A 20,330-nucleotide genomic window follows, 5' to 3' on the forward strand; every position below is an offset into this window, starting at 1 on the left:
CGGCGTGGCATGCCACGACGGATGCGGATGCTCGCGGCGCGTCGTCCGCCGCATCCGCTGACTCGCATCCCGTGCGCGCCAGTTGCAGGCATACCGAGGTCGCGTCGCGCCTACACCCCCCGCAGTACCCCGAATTACGCCCCGCAGACGATGTGCGCCGGCATCCGGAGCGAGACAGTGGAGACACAGAACAACGGAAGGTCCGGCGATGTCCACCCCCATCCTCTCCCTGCACGACGTGCACAAGAGCTACGGCCGCGGCGCCGCCCGCTTCGGGGCGCTCAGCGGCGTGAGCTTCGACGTCTACGAGGGCGAGTCGCTCGCCATCGTGGGCAAGAGCGGCTCGGGCAAATCCACCCTCATGCACCTCATGGCGCTGCTCGACGCCCCGACGAGCGGGACCATCGAGCTCGCCGGAACGGATGCCGCGGGCCTGCACGGCAGAGCGCTCAACGTCGCGCGCAACAAGACCTTCGGGTTCGTCTTCCAGCAGTTCTTCCTCACCGGATCGGCGTCGGTGCTCGAGAACGTGATGCTGCCGCTGAAGATCGCCGGGGTGCGGCGCACGGCGCGACGCAAGCGAGCGCTGGAGGCCCTGAAAGCGCTCGAGCTCGACGACAAGGCGCGCAACCGCGCATCCGACCTCTCCGGCGGACAGAAGCAGCGCGCCGTCATCGCCCGGGCGCTCGTGAACGACCCGCGCATCATCTTCGCCGACGAACCGACCGGCAACCTCGACAGCGCCACCGGAACCGTGGTGGAGGACATCCTCTTCACCCTCAACCGCGAGCAGGGCATCACGCTCATCATCGTCACGCACGACGAAGACCTCGCCGCGCGTTGCGACCGCAGCATCCACGTGCGCGACGGACGCATCGTCGACATCGACGCCAAGGAGAGCGACGCCGAGAAGACGGATGCCACCAACGAGGCGGTGGCGGCATGAGAACCATCGACGTGGTCGGCTCCGCCGTCGCCAACACCTTCCGCAGCAAGACGCGCACGATCCTCACGATCGTGGCCATCTTCATCGGCGCCTTCACGCTCACCATCACCACCGGCCTCGGCACCGGCGTCAACCGCTACATCGCCGACACGGTCGCATCCGTCGGCGCGAGCAACGGCATGACGGTGAGCAAGAACGCGCCCGACGCCCCGACCGGCGACGGCCCCCGCGAGTACGACCCGAACGCGAGCACCACGCGGCAGGGCCCGACCGTGACCAACGTGGAGCTGATGGATGCCGCCGACGTCGCCGCCCTCGAGGCCATCGACGGCGTCACGTCGGTCACGCCGATCAACGCGATCACGCTCGACTGGGTGCGCTCCGGCGACGGCACGCAGTACCAGGCGGCGATCGGCGGCTTCTTCACGGGCTCGAAGCTGCAGCTGGCGGCCGGATCGCAGCCGAGCGACACCGCATCCGAGCTGCATGTGGCGATTCCGAAGAACTACGTCGATGCGCTCGGATTCGACTCCGCGGCATCCGCGATCGGCCAGCCTGTCACGCTCGGCCTCACCGACGGCGCGCACCAGGCGCAGCAGGTGGACGCCACGATCGTCGGCGTCGCGAACCCCTCGCTCGGCGGCGCCGGCCTCACCCTCGTGGCCAACGACGCACTCGCGACCGACCTGCACGCCGTGCAGAGCGTCGGACTTCCTGACTGGCAGCAGGACCAGTTTCGGCAGGCCAGCATCCGTTTCAACGATTCCGATTCGACGACGGATGTCACCGCCCTCAAGAAGCGACTGACGGATGCCGGCTACACCGGCCAGACCGTCGCCGACCAGCTCGGCACCTTCACGACCGTGATCAACGCGATCGTCATCGTGCTCAACGCCTTCGCGATCATCGCCCTGCTCGCGGCGAGCTTCGGCATCGTGAACACCCTGTTCATGTCGGTGCAGGAACGCACCCGCGAGATCGGCCTGATGAAGGCGATGGGCATGGGCAGCGGCAAGGTCTTCGGCCTGTTCAGTTTCGAAGCCACCTTCATCGGCCTGCTCGGCAGCGCCATCGGAGCCGCCATCGGCATCGGCGTCGGCACCCTCGCGGGCAACGCCCTTGGAAACGCCCTCTCGAACCTGCCCGGCCTGCACCTGATCGCCTTCGACCCGCTCTCGATCCTCACCATCGTGGTGCTCGTGATGGCGATCGCGTTCCTCGCGGGAACGCTGCCCGCGCTGCGAGCAGCGCGGCAGGACCCGATCGCGTCGCTGCGGTACGAGTGAGGCGGCGCGCCCGTGCAATCTGAGGTCGCACCCCACACGCGGTTGGCGGTCGAGCGGTAGTGAAACTCGCCGAGCTGTCATCATGATGTTCAACAAGACCGGTGACGGGCGCCCACTTCAGGATATCCGAGTCGCCCTTGAAGGTTGGTTCCTGCGGCACCTCGATGCTCAACGGGCAGCGCATCATCCAACGTCGAGTGCAGGATCCGGTCGCACCGAGCCACCGACCCGACCTCCGGTGCTCTGCGCGTATGCCGACGATCGCTTCTCAGCCTGCATCCCGGATGGACTCCCGTTAAAGAACATCCGCCAAGAGACGCCCGATCGCTGCTCCCAGAGGAATCGGCACCGCATTCCCGATCTGCCGCGCGATCTCCGTGCGCGAACCCACGAATCGATGCTCAGGGCCGAAGCCTTGGAGAACCGCGGCCTCATAGTGCGTGATCGCCCGGTCCTCCTCCGGATGGATGTACCGCCCCTTTTCGGGCTTGAAGAACTCAGTGCGAATCGTCACTGAGGGACGATCCCAGTGGAGGCGGCCCATGACATCGCCAGAGCCGGTCTTGTGCTTCGTCCAGCACGGCGCCATTAGATCCGGATAGGGCTCCAGATGGCGTCGATTGCCACCGGCCGGGATCACCGCGAACCGCTTCAGCGAGAGATCGGTGTATCTCCGGCTCCAGTGCAGATCGCGTACCGAGAACACTCCCGCGTAACGCCTGCCCCCGAACTGGGTCCGCCGGCGATCGAACAGTTCGTCACGATCCGGCACACGTGACAGACGACCCAGCGCATCCCTCACGGTCACGTAAGGCATCAGTCCGTCGACCTCAGGAGTGGCCGAGTGCGACGGCTTGGGGAAGCCAGGAAAGCCTAGGTCTCGACGGTAACCGATGATCACCGTTCGTCGTCGAGCCTGCGGGGCACCGAAGTCGGCAGCGTTCAGCACCTCAGCCTGGAAGTCATACTCGGCAAGCATTCCGTCCTCGGAGGTTGCCTCCTTGAACTGTCGATACTGGGGCGACTTCTTGAACTCGGCGACGTTCTCCACAACAAAGTACTTCGGCCGCGCACGCCGGATCGTCTGCGCGTACTCCTGCCACAGCGAGTTGCGCTCGTCCTCGACGTCCTGCTTCCCAAGGCTCGAGAATCCCTGGCAGGGAGGGCCACCGATGATCACGTCTGCGCACGGCACCTCCTCCTCGGCGAGCCAGGTCTTGATGTCACCGACATAGACGATGTCTTCACCATAGGTGGCCGCGTACGAGGCCGCGGCCGCGCGATCCATCTCCACGGCACCGACCGTTTGGAAGCGGTCAGAGGCGGCGTGAAGCCCCGCGGTGAGTCCGCCCGCCCCGGCAAACAGGTCCAGAACTCTGATCTCGCGGGTCACCTCGTCATCGTAAACACCCTTCGGTTGAGCGACTGGCCGGCGCGCCGGCGTACTCATGAATCTGCCCCCAAGGAGGCCCGTACTTCGGGGAGCACACCACCAAGCAGCCCCGTCACCTCGGTTCCGCCGAGTACGAGTTGCCGATCCAGGAGTCGGTTGCCTGTCTCACAGGAGGTCTCGCTCACGAGGGCGCAGCCGTGACAAGCCGAGAGATTCAGCTGAGAGGACCCTTGCCGATCGCTCTCGATGCACACCGGGTCGTTCGAACACACGTCGGCATCATCCAGCGCTGCGATGAGCAAGGGGATCAACAGATCCGGTGCGCCGAGACGGACAAGACCACCTAGAGTACCCTGCGCGTCGCCCGCCGCGGTGTAGATGAGAATGCCCGCCGTGTTGTCAGGGCGGTCAGTGCTTGCGTAGACCCGTTCCTGCAGGGCCGCCGATGAGTAGCCGCTGGCGAATGCGAGGCGACGGATCAGCAGATGAGCGATCGTGTGCAGCGCTATGAAGCGAGGTTCTGGGACGTCGAGACGCGAGCGAGCCCACTCCAACTGATCGCGACGGTCCATGAGGATGTGCGCACGGGCCTGCACGTCTGGAAGGGACTCCCACGCCTGAAGCGCCTCCTCATCGAACTGCAGGAAGACGCCCTCGCCGAACAGCTCCAGCGACGGATACACCGGGCGCCGTTTCGGGTCCTGACCCAGGTCAGCGCTGATGATCGACGCGCTCGGGCTGTGTCGACGGAAGCCTTTGAGAGCGCGCACCTCACGGACACGGTGGACCTGCCCGATCCCTGCGATCAAACCGCGAAGCTCGGACGGCCCGGAAGTGATGGACCCGTCGGACCAACCGTCGACGACGAAGTCGCTGAGTTCCCGATCTTTGCCACCGGCGATCTTCTTCACGAATGCAGCCCACTCGCCGTCCTTGAGCACATGCATCCCGATGTCGGCCGAGTGCTCTTCTCCTCCGGCGACAGACAGGACCGTGTCGGCGGCGACGCCGACCTCCTCCGCGATCCAACCGGCGATCATCTCGGACTTCGGCCCACCGTTGTCATCAAGCAGGCGCTGGAAGTAGTCGTGAGCCCGGATCCTTGCGCTCAGATCCTCGGACAGCGTCTTCTCTTCGGGGATGTCGAGCGCGGAGACGCGGTCGGCGATGTAGTTGCCGGTTGCTCCACGCTGGACAGCGACAAGGCCCGCTTCGCACGGCTGGGACACCGAGTCCTCCGGTTCCCAGGGTTGGCGGCCTTCGCATCGGATACCGTCTCGATGCAGCGCGCCGTCGCCCACGAGATCAGACAGGGGGCGCGAACGCTTGCATCCGTCACACACGACTCGGAGGGAGGCGAGGCCTTCGCCGCTCGTGTTCGAACGCACGAAACGGAGCTCCTTGTACGCGCGGCAGACGCGGACCTCCTCCGTCACCCCCTTGTCGTGTCCGCGGTGAGCCCACATGAACCACGGCACGTCCTGGACGTGACTGCCCGTCTTGCAGACCGCGACGTATCGCATCGGAACGAGTGCTCCGCCGCAGTCGCACCGGTTGCGGAAGCGCCCCTTGACAATCTTCGTCAGCTTGGACAGCTTGAGGCATCGCTCGCAGAACCGCCATGCCGGGAATCGCCAGTAAGGCAGGCTCGCGGTCTCTTGCCCGGCCCTCCCGGCGTGCGAAGGCGCCTGACGGAGCACCGGGCGCGGGCGCCCGAGCTGTACGAGCTGGTCGACCAGTCGGTCGCAGTGGATTTCCGGTGCAACCTTCCGGTCCCACCACGAGGTGTCAGGAGCGATGAGCGACTCTCCCCGGATGTCGACGATCGCACCGACGCCGAACGGGGACACCGTCTCCGACAGACGGAGATCATGACGGATCTTCTGCACGGCGCACCTCCCGCTCGGGTTCTTGCACTTCGACCGCGACATTCGGCTCGACGGAGCGCATCGAGTCGGCGACCAGCCATTCATCGCCCGTCTGCCCGAAGCGCTTCACCAGCGCCCGATCTCCGGCCTGACGGTGCTCGTATCGGAGCCGTTCCCCGGCGTCGCAGGCCTCACGCGCCTTCCGATCCCACTCCCGGAGAAGCTGCCAGACCTGGTCGCCGACTGCGGTCTTCTCGTCCTCATCTGACTCCCGGACCAGGTCGAGGAAGCGCTCGATCAGCACCTCCACCGTGGCTCGAAAGCGGTCCTCGGAGAGATCGAACGCGCCAGCGTCGCCGTCCCCGGCGATCACGGGTATAGCGTGCCGAAGCAGCGCAATCAGCGCGCCGGCCAGCGAGCGATCTCGGGATGACATGGACCAAGGCGTGACACTCGTCGGCTCGACGCTCCTATACAGTGCGTCATGGTAACCGCGGAATGTCTCGAAATGCGACCGATCGCGTGCACGGTTCGACCGGAACAGGGTCATCACGATGCCGTTCACCGATCCGCGACCGACTCGGCTCGTGGCCTGGATGTACTCCGCCGTCGTCTTCGGCTGTCCGACCATCAGCATCAGGGCGAGGCGCTGAACGTCGATTCCGACCGACAGCATGTTCGACGACAGCACCGCGTCCACGGCGTCGTCGGAGTCGTCCGCACTGATTCGGAGCTGTCGCAGGTCCTTCGGCAGCTCTTCCGGCCCACGACGACTCGTCAGCTCCAGCACACGGTCCGCGCGTACAGTCCTCAGCCCAAGCCCGAGGCGGTCTGCCCGAGTTCCGAGTCGGCCGTTGATGTCGTCGAGGAGCAGCGCCCCCGTTCGTCCCAGCTCCCGAAGGCTGTTGTGGTACATCACGAAGGTCCAGTAAGGGTCGATCTGGTCGCCTATGCAGTCGGTGCCAACCAGGACGCCTGGCAGCTCGAGCAGCGGAGAGGCCGCGGCGACGAGAGCGGTGGCCTGCGACACGCTCTGCGGCATCATCCCCGCGTACAGTCTTCCCTCGCCGCTGGCTACCGGGCTGGCGAAGAAGGTGGTGTCGTCGTCAATCCCGGCGGGCGGATAGAGCGCCACCTTCCGGCCGTACAGACCCTTCACCTGGGGGCCGGACGCGCGGATCGTTGCGGTCGAGGCGACGATCTTCGGCATGGAGTCGGCGCTGTTCAGCAGCAGCTGGATCACGGCGTCGAAGACCGCGACGGTCGTGCCGAGCGGACCGGACAGAAGGTGCAGCTCGTCCTGGATGATGAGCGATGGCTTCCGATAGGGCGTGCCGATGCCGAGGAGTCGTCCGGCGGAACTCTTGAACTGAAGGCGCGCGAACTTATCGACCGTGGCCAGCAGGAAGGTCGGTGGTTCCTCATAGAGCAGCTCATCGACGACGTTCATCGGGAGATCGCGACGCGAGAACTCACAAGCAGGGTTCACGCATCGGAAGACCACATCATTGCCCAACTTACGGGCGCCGTACCTCCTGCGCGAGTCGTCCTTCTTGACCGGGACAAGCTCAGCCAGGCACCAAGGGCACTCCGTGATCTGGAACTCGTTCGCATCCTGGGGATGCTGAGCTTTGTAGAGCCGGTCGAGAGCGTACTTCGCGTCGGCACGTGTGCCCGGCGTCGCTTCGTTCCCCACCCAGAGACCAATCGAGAATCGCGCCATCCCCTTCACCCTCTGATCCGCCACGCGGAGCAGCTCCATCGCACAGATGAGGGACGCTGCCCGCTGGAACTGCTGCGAGGTGAGCAGGCGCAGGGTGTAGCGCGTGATCACCGCCGTTCCACCACCGGTCGAGCCGTGTTCGAGCCGGCGAAGGAAGATCACGATCGCGGCGAGCGCCAGATACGCCTCGGTCTTTCCGCCTCCGGTCGGGAACCAGATCAGGTCGACCAGTGGCCGGTCAGGGTGTGTCTCGTCGGCGGTCGATGCAAGCGACACCAGGAGGAATCCGAGCTGGAACGGACGCCACGCGGGCGCCGGGTCCTTCTCGCCGCGACCGACAGCGGCTTGGCGCATCTGGAGGCGCATCGCCGACATCGCGAGCGCGAACGCTGATCGGAGCACAGCCGACTTCGGGTCCGCGAGCAGCTCGACGCCCTGTCGCATCCGAGCGGCCGCGATCCCAGCGTGATCGGCGATCGACTCGGCGTCCGCACCGAGATCTGACGCCTGCGCACGCTGATTCGCGACCCACTCGGAGAAGGAGTCGACGAACGATCCCAGCGCTTCGAGCACCGGTGCCGGCTCAGAGTCGATCGTCGCGAGGAGTGCGAGATCGAGCGCAGGTCGAGCGCGGCCGTCGAGCTGGTCCCCGCCGGTCTGCTCGATGGCCGGTACGACGAAGTGCGGCACCGGGTCGAGCCTGATCCGTAGGCAGTTGCCCGCCTCGTCGGTCTCCCAATCCGCGGCCATACCGTGCCCGACTGCGAACACCTTGCGGCTCCGGTACCTCAAGCGCAGTTCGGCGGCCTCCGGGTCGACGTCGATCGCGCGGGACACGTCGTACTCGAGAATGCTGGCGCTGTCGGCCGGCCGTGCCGACAGATCCACTTGAAACAGCATGAGCGGAATATCAGTCCTGTCCTCGCCTGTCGTCTTCGTCCGAAGTCGGACATGAAGCGTGACGAGCCAGTTCGAGGGCCCGTAGGGCCGCCAGCGGGTGCCGATCTCGAATGGAACATCGCCGGCGTCCAACTGCCGCAGCTGAGCTCTTCCACGGGCGAGCTCGATATTCCGGAATTCATGGCCAGTGCGCTGCCATCGCTGTGGCCCGTCATCCTCGATCAGCGCATATGTTCCGGCGGAGAAGTCGCAGAGAACGGATTCGGAGTCGGTGACGAAGGAGATCGCGGCGGAGGACGGTCGCCAGTCCTCGGCGAGTGGATTCGTCGCATCGTCCTCTTCGACATCGCCTTCTTCGACGTCGGCCATGACGAGTTGCTGCGGGTCGTTCTCGCCCGCAGCAACACTGCCCTGCGCCGCGACCTCATCGTCGGCGGGGAAGAGCATTCCGACCGCGTATTGCAGGGAGGGGCGATTCTCGATGAGCACCTCATCTTCGCCCTGCTCGGGTCCTACGTAGGCCGCGCGTAGATGCTCCAACGCGCGCGCTTGAGCCTGCGTGAGCGTCATGTCGTCACCCCCGCCCTGCGCACCAGCGTCTGCATCCGTCGACGATCGGCGTCGGCGTAGACAATATGGAGCGTCACGCGAGCGCGCGTCACCGCGACATACAGCGCCGCGAGTGCGGAGTCCGAGTATTCCGTCGGAAGCTCGCAGACGATGACATGCTCCGCCTCGAGTCCCTTCGCGACCCTGGGACTGAGAACCCGGATTCCGTCGACGACTTCATCCGACGACTCGGCCGCGGACGCCGGAACAACCCAGATGTCGGCCGCCTTGACGCCGTCCTTCTTGAAGGACTTCGCGATTCGGATCGCCTGAGCCCGCGACTCACCCTCCGGTACGGTCTCCCACTGGATGCGCTCACCGTTCACGATCCCCGGGTCGCCGACATCGGCGCCTAGGTACTCCTGAACCATATGGACGATCGCGCGAGTGTTGCGGACGTTCTTGCTCAGGTCGTACTCGATTCCTTCGCTACGGACGATCTCGAAGACGTCATCATCGAAGCGGCCGTCGACGTGAGCCTGATTGTTCTGGTCGAGGAACATCCTCCAGCGTCCCTGCCCTCGACCGCCTATGACGACCTGATCGAGCACATCCATTGCATCGGGGTACATCAGATCCTGCGCCTCGTCCACGAGCAGCACGTCGAACTGCGAAGAAGGGTCGATCACATCGAACTCGCGCACCTCGATCGCACGCCCGGTCAGGCGCGGCTCGAAGAACTTCCGAAGACCGGGAGACCTGAAGGTCACCAGAACGGATCTCCCCGTCTCCGCCTCCTGTTTCGCCGCCTCTGCCAGCACTACGGACTTCCCGGTGCCCGCGCCGCCGAACACGAGAACGCGCGGATTCTTCGATAGACCGGCGAGAACTCTCGCCTGCTCTGCTGTGGCGGTGTTCTGCTCGTCGATCACGGCGCCTCGCTGTGCGTCGATGATCGGCAACCTCGAGAACTCGCCGAAGAGCCGCTCTCGGAGATCGTCGACACGGGCCGTAGGCGCACCTCTCGGGGCAATCGGCGCCGTACGGGCCACTGCGTCCAGCGCGGAAGTCAAGGCGTCGACGGTCATTGACTCCTTGGCCAGCCAATGTGTGGCTTTCCATGCGACGTCCGTCGGCGGACGTCCGATGTCCGGCGTAACGGCGATCGCCTCCGAGGGATACCAGCCGAGCCCGTCTTCTTTGAGGATCTCCCTCAGCGCAAACATCGCATCTCGGGCTTGATCGATGGGCGAGGACTTCAACTTGTGGTTGTCGCCGTGCCTGTCGATGGTGTACCAAGCGCCATCGAACTTCTTCACCCCACCGCCCTTCACCTCGGCGATGATCGCGACGCCCTTCCAGAGGATGACGAAGTCGGCCTCGGCCATCTGCTTCCCAGGGGCCGTCCGCAGCTTGACCGAATGGAACGCGACTGCGTCCGCACTTGGCAAAGCGTGGAGGAGTCGCGCCAGCTTGCGTTCGGCGTCGCTCTGCGCGGTGCGTTCGACGTCCTGGAGGTCAGGGTTGAGGATCACGACTGCTGCTCCTGCCACAGCTCTTCGTACTCGCGGAAGCCGAGGAGGTTGTTGATGTCTGTGCTACCGAAGTTGTCCTCCATATCCACGATGAGACACTCGTCCTTCCCGCCGTTCCTCGGCCCGCGCAGACCGCGGCCGGCCATCTGGATGTAGGCGTTAGGACTGAACGTGGGACGAGCGATGTAGAGCGCGGTGACGCCTGGCGCGTCGAAGCCCTGTGTCAGTAGGTCACAGTTGGCGAGCACCTGAATCTCGCCGTCTTTGAAGCGCTTGATCACGTCGCGTCGTTCCTGCCGACCGGTCTGACCGCTCACGGAGGCGGCCTCGAGTCCTCGATACCGGAGCGTTGCGGCGAGGACCTGCGCAGAGAGGACGTTCGGTGTGAATACGAGGACCGACCGCGCTCGCTCGATCTCCAGTTCCATGATGCTGTCGACCAGGATGCCCATGCGGGCGTGATCGGCTGCGACCCGGTCCAGAATCTGACCGCTGACGCGATTGGTGCGCTTCGCCTCTCGCGCCTCGTCGTCCGAGAGCCGGACGACTGCGCCTTGAAGCACCGTATGCTTCACCCGAGCGAGAACGCCCCGCATGACGAGCTCCTGGTACGGATTGTCCTCGAACGCAGCGAGTTTCCGTCGGCCGAAGCGCGCTGCGAGCTGGTCCGTCGCCTGCACGGAGGTTCCCTTGAACGGTGTCGCGGACAGACCTATTAGCGGCCGTTCGAACCTTCGCCCGTCCACTCCGAGCCACGAGAGTATCCGTGTATAACGAGTCGATGTTCCGGCTACGTGGCCTTCGTCGATGACGACCGCTGCCGGCCGACTGAGCCAGTCGTACTCGGCGCTCCCGAGCAGCACTTCGAGCTTTGCGTCGGTTGCGACGATGACGCTGTGAGCGGTGTCAGGCTCTTGGACGTCATTGCCCTCCCAGAGCCGTCCGAGCGTGAGAGGTACGTCGATCTGCTGCTCCGTGCAGAGACCGCGCCAAACCTCACTGAAGGTCTGCACGGCCTGCTCGCAGAGTTCTTGGGATTGAGCGATCCAGAGGACCGGTCCCGTCAGCTCGCCGTCGATGAAGAGCTGAAGGAGGGTTTGCGTCGCGACGCGTGTCTTACCGGCGCCTGTGGGCAGTTCCACCATGGCTTTGGCGCGACGATCTGCGTCGTCGACCTCGAGCAGCGTGGCGCGAAGCTGAGAGCTGATGCGCGACTGATAGTCGTGCAGCTCCGGCAGCACAGTTGCACCCGGTACGACGAACTCTGCGGCCTGGCGCTGCGTTCGCTGTCCGGCGAATTCCGATCCGAAACCCATCTTTCGCAGCCAGGTGATGGTCGCCGCGCCTCCTGCCCACTGCGTCGGAACGTCGGGGAATCCTTCTCGCCGGAAAAGATCGGCCAGTTCCCGGATGGCGTCTTTTCCATAGACCGACAGGCAGAGCTCAGCAGCGGATGTGCTCTTGGATACGAGGCCCTGCGCCTCCAACCCCTGCCAGAGCCCCTTGGGGAGCTTTTCTCGCAGATCGTCCGCACCGAAGTAGACCTCGAGGCGATCTGCGTTCGTCGTTGCCGACAGCGCCTCCTGCCGGATCAGTTCCAGGTGTTGAGCGAGGCCGACCTCGAGCACTCGCTCTATCTCTGCGTTATTGAGACCGAGATCGAATGCTTCGCTGATGAGTCGCAACGATTCTCGCTCCGGGATGCCGGTCGCCACGACGAAGTCCACGCCGTCTCGGTATGAGTCGAGCGACTGGGTTTCCACGCCGTCCTCGGTTGTGACCCATTTCGCGATGGACTCAGCGCGGGAGAACGTCGCACTTCCCAGGTCTTCCTTGCTGGGCCACCCTCGGAGTCCGGTGAAGACGTCGAGCAGCCTCTCCGGGTCCTGCTGGCCATCGATTCGCATCGAAAAGGCGAACGAGTCCTCGAATCGCTTGCATCCGACTTCATCGACGAGCCGCTCGGCGTCAAGGTCGCTGGCCCGCAAGTAGGGGCGTTGGTGCTGCGCCAGGTAATCGCGTTGCTCCTCGTCCACCGCGATGTATACGGTCCCCGTCGCACGTGATTCGATCACGCGTCCGACACGAGCAGGCACACGTGGGGGATGGCCATCGGGGTAAGCAAGAGGAGCGGATTCGAGGATGAAGCGGACCAGAACCGAATCCGTGAGCTGGGGCGGCAACAGTTCGATCGCGAGCGCGTCGCGGAGGACTTCAGGCGCGATCGTCGACACGTCTTGGGGCAGGCGGAGGGTGTCAACGATGCTGCGTGGCCCCTCGTAGAGCGGCAACAGATCCCGATACTCGACGAGCGAGGGGGCGACAACGTGGGCGATCGGTCGGAAACCGCGGGACGTCCGAAGCAATCCCGCTCGGTCGACTGCCCATCGAACCGGCGATTTCACGCGGTATGAGACTCCGGTGGCGGTGTCCTCGCAGTCCCAGGGGGCGTCGCCGAACTCCAGCAGACCGCGCGTCCAGCTCTCGCGGATCTGGTCCGTTGCGCCTGAGGCCTGAAGGATCATCAGGACCGAGAATGGGCCGGCAGAGCTGCCTTCGCTCGGGTGGAGCGATATCTGCTCGATCGGGCGTTCACCGGGGGTGAGTCTGCTGTTCAGGTCCGCGACAATCCAATCCCGATACTCGCCAGCAGCAGTCTCGTCCTCGAAGTCATAGTCGCGCTGCGGGGAGTTGACGACTCCGATCTCGTGGGCGAGCGCGGGAACGCACCTCTGTCGATCGAGGAGCACTCCACCGTCGGCGCCGGGCAATTCACCGTCCAGGTCGAGAACCTGCTGGGGCGAGTTCCAAGCGCCATCCTGCGTCGGCACCAAGACCTGCGCAGTCGGCGTTGCGCGAACAGCGCTCACTGCGTCACGGGTGCTGACGCCTAGCACAGCATCCCAGAACTTCGCCTGCTGCTCGGCGCCGTGATCGGTCGTCAGTTTCGCGAGGCGGGCGTTGAGGATGGCGATGGGGTCGAGATCGCGGAATCCGGCGGAGCGAAGGATTCGTTCCATGCCCGGATACTCGAGGAACTTGGGAGCGACGAATACCGCACCTTCGATCTCCAGGTCATCGGCTTTCGAGAGGAAGACGAGCGATCGGTCTGCGAGCGCCCGTAGTCCGTCCATCGTCGGTATGACGCGAGCCTTTTCCGCTTCCTCCGCCCCACGGTTCGCCATGACGACTTTGACTGCGTTGGCCGCCGATTCGATATCGTCCCCCTCTGCCCATTCGCGGAGCCAGGACTGGATGCCGCGCTTGGGTACGAGCTCGAGCGCGCGCTTCATATCGCGGCTGTCCTCGTCGAACCGGTCTGCGCTCACGCTCACCGCGAACAACTGCCGAAGTCGCGCGACCCGCTGGGTGGAGCTGTAGCAGCGCCAGTGCGGCACATCGTTCTTGGTGTTCGGCGAAGCGATCCACGCTTCGTGGGCAATCTCGGGAATCTTCCACTCGCATGTCAGATCGAGGGGCCTGAGCTCTTCCGGACTTTGCAGCGCACCGCTGCCGTCGGGTATCAGCGCCGCTGCGACGGCCAGCGGCGGCACAAGTGCGCATAGGACTTCGTCGCCGAAGTAGATCGCTTCCCGACCTCGAGCCGGGAGGTAGTCGAGATGGGCAGCGGGATCCTGATCGCTGCTGATTCGTGGAAGCAGCTCGACGAACATGTCAGCGAGGGTCGCGAGAATCTCACGGTTATAGCCGTTGCGCAACAGAGTGGTGCGGTCGTCGTTGACGCTCCACGGTGCGTTGAAGAAGGCGGTGGCAGATGTTCGGTCCTGCAGAGGGAAGTAGCTCCAGAATTGGCCGATCTGAGTACCGGTGTCCCCTGCCTCCGGATTGGCTCGGCGGGGTCTGACGGGCATCGCGATGCTGACTTTGATCTCGTTGCGGGAGACCGCTTCGCCTACCTCTCGTCGAGCTGCCGGGCTGGGCGCATGCATCCGGTCATTGATGAGCCATTCGTCGCCCGCTCCGTCGGGGCGCTCGATCTTGAATCGGCCGTCCCCGAGATCCTTTGACACGTGACTGGTCGCGAATCCTCGATCTCCGAGGACGGCGAGCCTGACCTCCCGAACTGCACTGACGAACAGGAGGAACTCGGACGTGAACGTCTCCATCTCTCGACGGATTCTCGCGGTATCCTCCACGCCCGGCAGACGCACGATGGTGGTCGCCCATTCAGCGAGATTGCCCGCGATCGGATCCTCGTCGAAAAGTCGATTCGCATCGATCAGGGTGGCCGTTCGGAGTGCTGGGAGCCGCCGGTCGGCGGAACCGATCCCCTTGATCGCTGACTGCGCCTTGACGGAGTTGAACTCGAACGACACCGAACGGCTCAGAACTTGCGGCGAATCGGTGACTGCCAGCACAGACTTGAATCCGAGTCCGAAACGACCGATCTCATCTCCTCGCTTGCCACTGAGATGAGCGTGGGTGATGGCGGTGAGGCCGCTCTTGGAGAACGGCCGTCCGGAGTTCGCGCAGTACAGAACGCTCGTGGTGGGGTCCAGCACGATCTCCACGCGCCCGGGCCCGACATCCGGCGCGCTACCCGCCATGGCGTCGGCGGCGTTCTGAACGAGCTCTAAAAGTGTGCGGTTCGCGTATCCGCCTGTCCGAATGGATTCCTCGTGATTCGCATGCTCGGTGATCAGCGTGGGCTTTGCGGAGTACGCGGCGATTGCGCTCTCGAACTGCTCGTCGATCTCGCGCACGAGCGCAGCATCAGGAGTCCACTCCTCAGTCGTCTTCGACATCCCCAGTTCCCCCTCGCTCCTTGACCCGTCTCCACCAAAGTAGCGGTGCCCGCGGACTTTCAGCGGTGAGGCGACTACCGTGCCCTGTATGTCCTGGGCGAGTAGCGAGGGGTCCCGGCGGTCGATGCTCGCGAACCGCGGGCGGGACACATCGCCGGAGCTCGCCGTACGGCGCCGCATCCACGCCATGGGTCTGCGCTATCGCGTCGACTTCGCACCCATCGGCGGGCGACGTCGAGCCGACATCGTATTCACGAAGCAGAGGGTTGCGATCTTCATCGATGGATGCTTCTGGCACGGGTGCCCACGGCACGCGACGCTGCCCAAGCGCAACGCGGACTACTGGGTACCGAAGCTACAGCGGAACATGCAACGTGACCGCGAAACTGACGAGGCTCTGCGTGAGGCGAGTTGGACTGCCCTTCGTTTTTGGGAGCACGAGGACCCGGAGGCGATTGCGCACGCCATCGCACTCGCTGTGCGCCCGAAGAGGACCTCGGGCGTTCGGGCTGCTAGCAGAGACTGACGCTAGACCTTGGGTAGCCCTCGGGGGACGTCGCACCACTCGCGGGTGGCTGGGGGGGAGACTGTATCGCGCGTATGAGGAGCAGCTGCGCGGGATGCGGTGTGTGCGTGGGGGCGGTTGTTGGCGCTCACTCAGCCCATCGTCTGTCGCCCCTGACTTCTACAATCGATGTGGAGCGCGGGAGTGGCTGCCGAGCACCGTATGGCAGCTTCGCTAGTCTGTGTCTGACCGGGAGGAGAGCCACCGTGGACGAGGTGCTTCTCATCCCCATCTACCCCCAGAACGAGGCGTCCACGCTGCTCAGCACCGCCCAGTCGACCTTCAACCGGTGGGCGACCGGCTACGTGACGATGGCAGGCAACCGAAAGCCTCCGTTTGTAACGCTTGATCGCCAGGGACGTGGTTATACCGTCCCCTTCGTAGGACTCGCCGAGGCATGGATCGTACGCGCGTTCAAGCGTGCTGGCGTGCCGATGGCGCGAATCCGGTCTGCCCTCGAGCAGCTGAGGAGCCAGATCGGGATCGAGCATGCGCTGGCGAGCGATCGGCTCAGACGGATGGTGCTGAGATCCTGTGGGATCTGCGCCAGAGCGATGTCGCTCTCGACGACAACAGACTTGTCGTCGTTCGAAACGGACAAGCCGCATTCGCCGAGATCGTTCGTGAGCATCTGAAACACGTCGACTACCGAGACGGTTTCATTGGGCAGCTTCGAATCCCGCGAGCGGACGGAACTGACTTCACGGTCGATCCCCTGATCAACTTCGGGCAGCCGACGCTTACCCAGTACGGAGTCTTACCTCGACTCGCTGGCCTTGGCTAGCATCTGCAGGTAGATCGAGGAGTGTTGACACCATGAGCGTTGTCGCCGGCTGGTATGAGAACCCTGAAGATCCCACGACGTTGCGATATTGGGATGGTAACCAGTGGACGCATCAAGTCCGCCCGAAAAGCGCGAATGCCACCCCTGCGGGGTGGTATCCGGATAGAGAGCGGCCTGGAGGCACGCGGTGGTGGGACGGCGAAAAGTGGACCGATGAGCGCACTCCCCCGCACAGAGAACCAACGCCAGAGAGATCGAAGCCCATCGAGAGGTTGGGAAAGGCCGAAGCTCGCTCTCTGGCGGCCGAGCTCACCGCAAAGGTGGTTGAGCTACAAGCTGTCATCGATAAGCATGGACTTCGCGCCTTTGCCGAAGCCGACTCCTACAGGGCCGAGATCGAAGGCCAGCTCGCTTCTGAGCGAGCGCATGTCTCCACGGCCATCGCCGATGAGCAAGCGGCGGCAAGAAAAAGCCTCGATGCCATTGAGAGTCGCTTATTTCAGGTACAGGGGCTTCTGACATCGGCCCAGGCTCAGCTGGATGCCCTCAACCGCGAACGTGTGGATGTCGCCGACATAATTACCCTGCAAGAAGTCGGGTTGTTCGACTACGCGCATCCTGCTCAATCGTCGGCCTCGCTTGCTACAGAGCTTGAGTCGGTTCGCTCTCAAATCAAGAACTTGGTTCGAGACAAGCATGCGGTGACGACGGCGGGCAGTTTTCTCTTCAACAACTCGCAAGCGCAGGGCAAGAAGTTCTTGAACGACATGACCAAAGTGCTACTTCGCGCTTATAACGCAGAAGCCGAGAACGCGGTCAAGACGACAAAGGCTGGCAACCTTCGATCTGCCCAGACGCGCCTCACGAAAGCGGCGGAGCAGATCGCGAACGGCGGCCGCATGATCGAGTTGCGGATCACCGATGAATACCATCGCCTCCGGTTGAAGGAACTTGAACTCGCCAATTCTCACCTCCTTGCGGTTCAACGCGAGCGTGAACTCGAGCGCGAGCGTCGTGCAGAATTGCGAGAGCAGCAAAGGGCGGAAGCCGAGCTGCGGCAGGAGAAAGAGAGGCTTGCGAAAGAGCGTGCTCACTACGTTGCCACGCTCGCTGCACTCGAAGCCAATGGTGACGTCGCCGGTGTCGAACGTATCCAAGCGCAACTCGCCGACGTCGATCGCGCCATCGAGGATGTCGACTATCGGGCGGCAAACATTCGCGCGGGTCATGTCTACGTCATCTCCAATCTCGGCGCCTTCGGCGAGAACATGGTGAAGATCGGCATGACGCGCCGACTCGAACCCATGGATCGAATCAACGAGCTTGGAGACGCATCCGTGCCGTTCCGTTTCGATGTCCACGCGTTGTTCTTCGCGACCGACGCGGTCGGTGTCGAAAACTACCTGCACAATCGATTCGCCGAACAGCGGGTGAATAAAGTCAATGTCCGGCGCGAGTTCTTTCGAGTCACGCCTGCCGAGGTGCTCCAAGCATTGGAGCAACAGGCGATCGAAGTGGTCGAGTTCACGACAGCGTCAGAAGCGCCGGAGTTCCGAGCGAGCATAGGCGCTGTGGCAGCCCACTCAGCCTGAAGCGGTCAGAGGAGTCCCGCGCACTTGACTACTGCTCCCACCGCGCTCGGCTCTCCACCGAGCTGGAGATCTACACCCTTCCCGATCACGTCGACGCCGAGGAGCGCCGAGTCCCACGTGCCCACGGATGAGTCCCTGGTGATCGACGCATCGGTGGTGATCCGGTTGCTTGTCCGCCCGGGCTCAGCCGCAGACCCCGTCACCTCATTCACCAACGCCTGGATGCTCCGCCGCAACCCGTCAAAGGCGGCGCGACCGCGTCGGCCGGACCCCTCATCCATATATCGGTCACGACGAATCTCGAGCATCACGGCCTGCACCCGGGCGTCGCGCTGATAGTGCTTCAGCGGCACGTAGGCGCCGTGGAAGGGCTCGTTCGCCCCGACATCCCAGCCGTCGAACGCATCCCGCACCGCCGCGATGGTCTCAGCCGGCGCGTGCGCCGCATCGAAGCCTAGGCAGAGCTCGGGTCGCCGCTCATCGGCATGCAACTCGTACGGCAACGGATGCTGCGGGAACGAGTGCACATCGATGATGACCACGCGGCCGTGACGCTCGAGGGCGCGGTCGGTGAGGTCGGTTACCGCGGCTGAATATGCGCCGAAGAAGTCGAGCAGCGTGTCCCGCTCAGCGGTCGACACGCTGCGGATGCGCTGCCGACGCGAGCCATGCGTGTAGAGAACGCCCATGCCGACGGCGTTCATCTCCTCGCTCTCGTCGGGAAAGCGCTCGACGTCGACGACGAACCGCGACAGTCGGTTGATGACATGACTCACGCCGTCAACGGATGCCGCGAGCTCATCTGTGAAGTGGTCGGTCATGGCATCGAGCTCGGCCGACAGCTCGGCGTCCCCGATTGTGAATGCGCCCCGGTGCTCGGCCGGAATGGCCCGACCGCCGTGCGGTGCATGCACGATGACGGGCGAGGCATCCGTTCGATCGAGCACGCGCGCGTAGTAGTTGAAGAGGCTGCTCATCGCGGACGCTCAGTCGCCAGTGCTCATCAACACGGTTCCATCGCGATTGATGAGCATGCCGTCAGGGATCACCTGGCGCCCGCGGTCGATGATCAGTCGCGTCGCCCGAAGCGCCGTCATGCCTGACCGCACGAGTTCCGGCCACAGCATCCAACCCTCGGGGATCAGTCGAAACCTACGTGGCCCACCGCGGTTTCCATGGGTCTCGACGATGAGATCCGAGCCGCCCTCGCGCGCCAATTCGGCGTCGATGACATTCATGTTGTCGAGGCAGAGGCGCAGCAGGTAGTACTCGTCGGGGCTGAAGCCGATTGCTTCGAAGCTCCGGGCGACCTCGACCCAGTGGGTGATGTTGCTATAGCTGCCGCGCTGCACCGCGTGCGCCGTGGAGATCATCGGCACGACGCCGAACCAGATCGGTGGGAAGTCGAGTTGCACCTTGCACCAGTCCCGGCGGCGGCTCTCGGGCATGTCGCCCCACTTCTTGGCGGCCTCGCGGAATGCGGGCGATCGCTCAGGCGAAATCGGATCGTCGGGACGGTCGAAAACATCATCGGCAGCCATGATGGCTCCTTCCACGGAGGCATGAGCCTCCCTCGACTTGCCCGAAGCGGATGCCGCGGGCCCGTTCTTCCCCTGGGGCACCCCGCTCGAGAGAGGAGGGTTGCCGGGCAGCCGGCCAGGTACCGACAGCTGCCACTCGTGAACGTTGGACACTTTACACATCAGGTCGGACACTCCGACATTTCCGACCATGTGACGCCAAGGGGAGGCGATACCACGCCCCGTCGTCAGCTGTTGACGACGTCGACCGCCAGACCGTGCGACGCCGCGCCGAGTCGGCGATCGTTCGTCCAGAGGGCGGAGCATCCGTTCAACTGCGCCGCCGCGAGGTGGAGCGCGTCGGGCGTTCGGATGCCGGTTCGGGCACGGAGTTCGGCCGCCCGGCGATGGGCCGCTTCATCGAGGTCGAGCAGCCGGAACCGCTCGAACAGCTGATCGTAGCGATCGCGCAACGCGAGGTCGCCCTCACGGATCGGCCCGACCACGCTCTCGAGGATCACGAGGGGACTGATGGCGACGATTTCGCCACCGGCCTCGCGGAGTCGCCGTCGCACTCGATCACCGCGAACCCCGCGATCCTCGGCCGCGTAGATCACGATGCAGGAGTCGAGGTAGATCACTCCCACCCTCCGCGCTCGGTCCCTATCTGCTCGTCGAGTTGCTCCGAGGTTCGAGGGGCCGACGCCGCCAGCGGATTCTCGATCAGCCAGTCGACCAGCCCGGCCGCCGTCAGTTCGTCACTGCTGAGAACCCTCGTGACTCGAGCGACCGGACGCCCCCGCTTGGCGATGACGGTGTCGGTACCGGCGGAGGCCGCGGCGACGATCTTCGAGAGGTTGTTCCTCGCATCGAGGATGTTCATCGGTTCCGACATGTGCTCAT

Annotated in this window: 14 protein-coding genes and 1 riboswitch; of the genes, 5 read left to right on the forward strand and 9 right to left on the reverse strand. The window is 64.4% G+C overall.

Annotated elements, in window-relative coordinates; all coding sequences use genetic code 11:
- Positions 1–208: 208 nt before the first annotated feature.
- Both WDJ51_RS08515 and WDJ51_RS08520 read left to right on the forward strand, forming a co-directional pair.
- Positions 209–946, forward strand: a complete 738-nt coding sequence (locus WDJ51_RS08515; RefSeq protein ID WP_337852019.1) for an ABC transporter ATP-binding protein — start codon at positions 209–211, stop codon at positions 944–946.
- Positions 943–2,232, forward strand: a complete 1,290-nt coding sequence (locus WDJ51_RS08520; RefSeq protein WP_337852020.1) for an ABC transporter permease — start codon at positions 943–945, stop codon at positions 2,230–2,232. The genes WDJ51_RS08515 and WDJ51_RS08520 overlap by 4 nt, the downstream gene beginning before the upstream one ends.
- Before the next feature lie 295 nt (positions 2,233–2,527).
- Here WDJ51_RS08520 and WDJ51_RS08525 read toward each other — a convergent pair whose 3' ends face one another.
- Genes WDJ51_RS08525 through WDJ51_RS08545 form a run of 5 tightly spaced genes read right to left on the reverse strand, consistent with a single transcriptional unit; the run spans position 2,528 to position 14,966 of the window.
- Positions 2,528–3,625, reverse strand: a complete 1,098-nt coding sequence (locus WDJ51_RS08525; RefSeq protein ID WP_337852021.1) for a DNA cytosine methyltransferase — start codon at positions 3,623–3,625, stop codon at positions 2,528–2,530.
- 53 nt (positions 3,626–3,678) lie between these two features.
- Positions 3,679–5,514 (reverse strand): DUF1998 domain-containing protein, encoded by a 1,836-nt coding sequence (locus WDJ51_RS08530; protein ID WP_337852022.1) that lies wholly within the window; start codon positions 5,512–5,514, stop codon positions 3,679–3,681.
- Positions 5,495–8,686, reverse strand: a complete 3,192-nt coding sequence (locus WDJ51_RS08535) for a helicase-related protein (protein ID WP_337852023.1) — start codon at positions 8,684–8,686, stop codon at positions 5,495–5,497. Before WDJ51_RS08535 ends, WDJ51_RS08530 begins: the two co-directional genes overlap by 20 nt.
- The gene (locus tag WDJ51_RS08540) at positions 8,683–10,200 is read right to left on the reverse strand and encodes a nuclease-related domain-containing DEAD/DEAH box helicase (RefSeq protein WP_337852024.1); all 1,518 of its coding nucleotides are present in this window, start codon (positions 10,198–10,200) and stop codon (positions 8,683–8,685) included. Before WDJ51_RS08540 ends, WDJ51_RS08535 begins: the two co-directional genes overlap by 4 nt.
- Positions 10,197–14,966 carry a sacsin N-terminal ATP-binding-like domain-containing protein gene (locus tag WDJ51_RS08545; RefSeq protein WP_337852025.1) on the reverse strand — a complete coding sequence of 1,590 codons (4,770 nt, stop codon included), beginning with the start codon at positions 14,964–14,966 and terminating at the stop codon, positions 10,197–10,199. The genes WDJ51_RS08540 and WDJ51_RS08545 overlap by 4 nt, the downstream gene beginning before the upstream one ends.
- An 88-nt stretch (positions 14,967–15,054) precedes the next feature.
- On the opposite strand from WDJ51_RS08545, the gene WDJ51_RS08550 reads away from it, so the two are divergent.
- The 3 genes from WDJ51_RS08550 to WDJ51_RS08560 all read left to right on the forward strand — a co-directional run bounded on the left by WDJ51_RS08550 (position 15,055) and on the right by WDJ51_RS08560 (position 17,907).
- Positions 15,055–15,492 (forward strand): very short patch repair endonuclease, encoded by a 438-nt coding sequence (locus tag WDJ51_RS08550; RefSeq protein WP_337852026.1) that lies wholly within the window; start codon positions 15,055–15,057, stop codon positions 15,490–15,492.
- Positions 15,493–15,737: 245 nt separating this feature from the next.
- On the forward strand, positions 15,738–16,166 hold the full coding sequence (locus tag WDJ51_RS08555) for a hypothetical protein (protein WP_337852027.1): 429 nt from the start codon (positions 15,738–15,740) through the stop codon (positions 16,164–16,166).
- Positions 16,167–16,347: 181 nt separating this feature from the next.
- A complete protein-coding gene (locus tag WDJ51_RS08560) occupies positions 16,348–17,907 on the forward strand; it encodes a DUF4041 domain-containing protein (protein ID WP_337852028.1) in 1,560 nt (519 codons plus the stop codon).
- 5 nt (positions 17,908–17,912) lie between these two features.
- Here WDJ51_RS08560 and WDJ51_RS08565 read toward each other — a convergent pair whose 3' ends face one another.
- From WDJ51_RS08565 to WDJ51_RS08580, 4 genes are all read right to left on the reverse strand, one after another.
- On the reverse strand, positions 17,913–18,884 hold the full coding sequence (locus WDJ51_RS08565; protein WP_337852029.1) for an N-formylglutamate amidohydrolase: 972 nt from the start codon (positions 18,882–18,884) through the stop codon (positions 17,913–17,915).
- Positions 18,885–18,893: 9 nt separating this feature from the next.
- Positions 18,894–19,448 (reverse strand): hypothetical protein, encoded by a 555-nt coding sequence (locus WDJ51_RS08570; RefSeq protein WP_337852030.1) that lies wholly within the window; start codon positions 19,446–19,448, stop codon positions 18,894–18,896.
- A gap of 28 nt (positions 19,449–19,476) precedes the next feature.
- Positions 19,477–19,592, reverse strand: a riboswitch (SAM riboswitch).
- Positions 19,593–19,675: 83 nt separating this feature from the next.
- Entirely contained in the window at positions 19,676–20,068 is a 393-nt protein-coding gene (locus tag WDJ51_RS08575) for a type II toxin-antitoxin system VapC family toxin (RefSeq protein ID WP_337852031.1), read from the reverse strand.
- Positions 20,065–20,322 carry a type II toxin-antitoxin system Phd/YefM family antitoxin gene (locus WDJ51_RS08580; RefSeq protein WP_337852032.1) on the reverse strand — a complete coding sequence of 86 codons (258 nt, stop codon included), beginning with the start codon at positions 20,320–20,322 and terminating at the stop codon, positions 20,065–20,067. The genes WDJ51_RS08575 and WDJ51_RS08580 overlap by 4 nt, the downstream gene beginning before the upstream one ends.
- Between the last annotated feature and the right edge of the window lie 8 nt (positions 20,323–20,330).

This window comes from Rathayibacter sp. YIM 133350 (genome assembly GCF_037404875.1).
In the GTDB taxonomy this organism is placed as follows: domain Bacteria; phylum Actinomycetota; class Actinomycetes; order Actinomycetales; family Microbacteriaceae; genus Orlajensenia.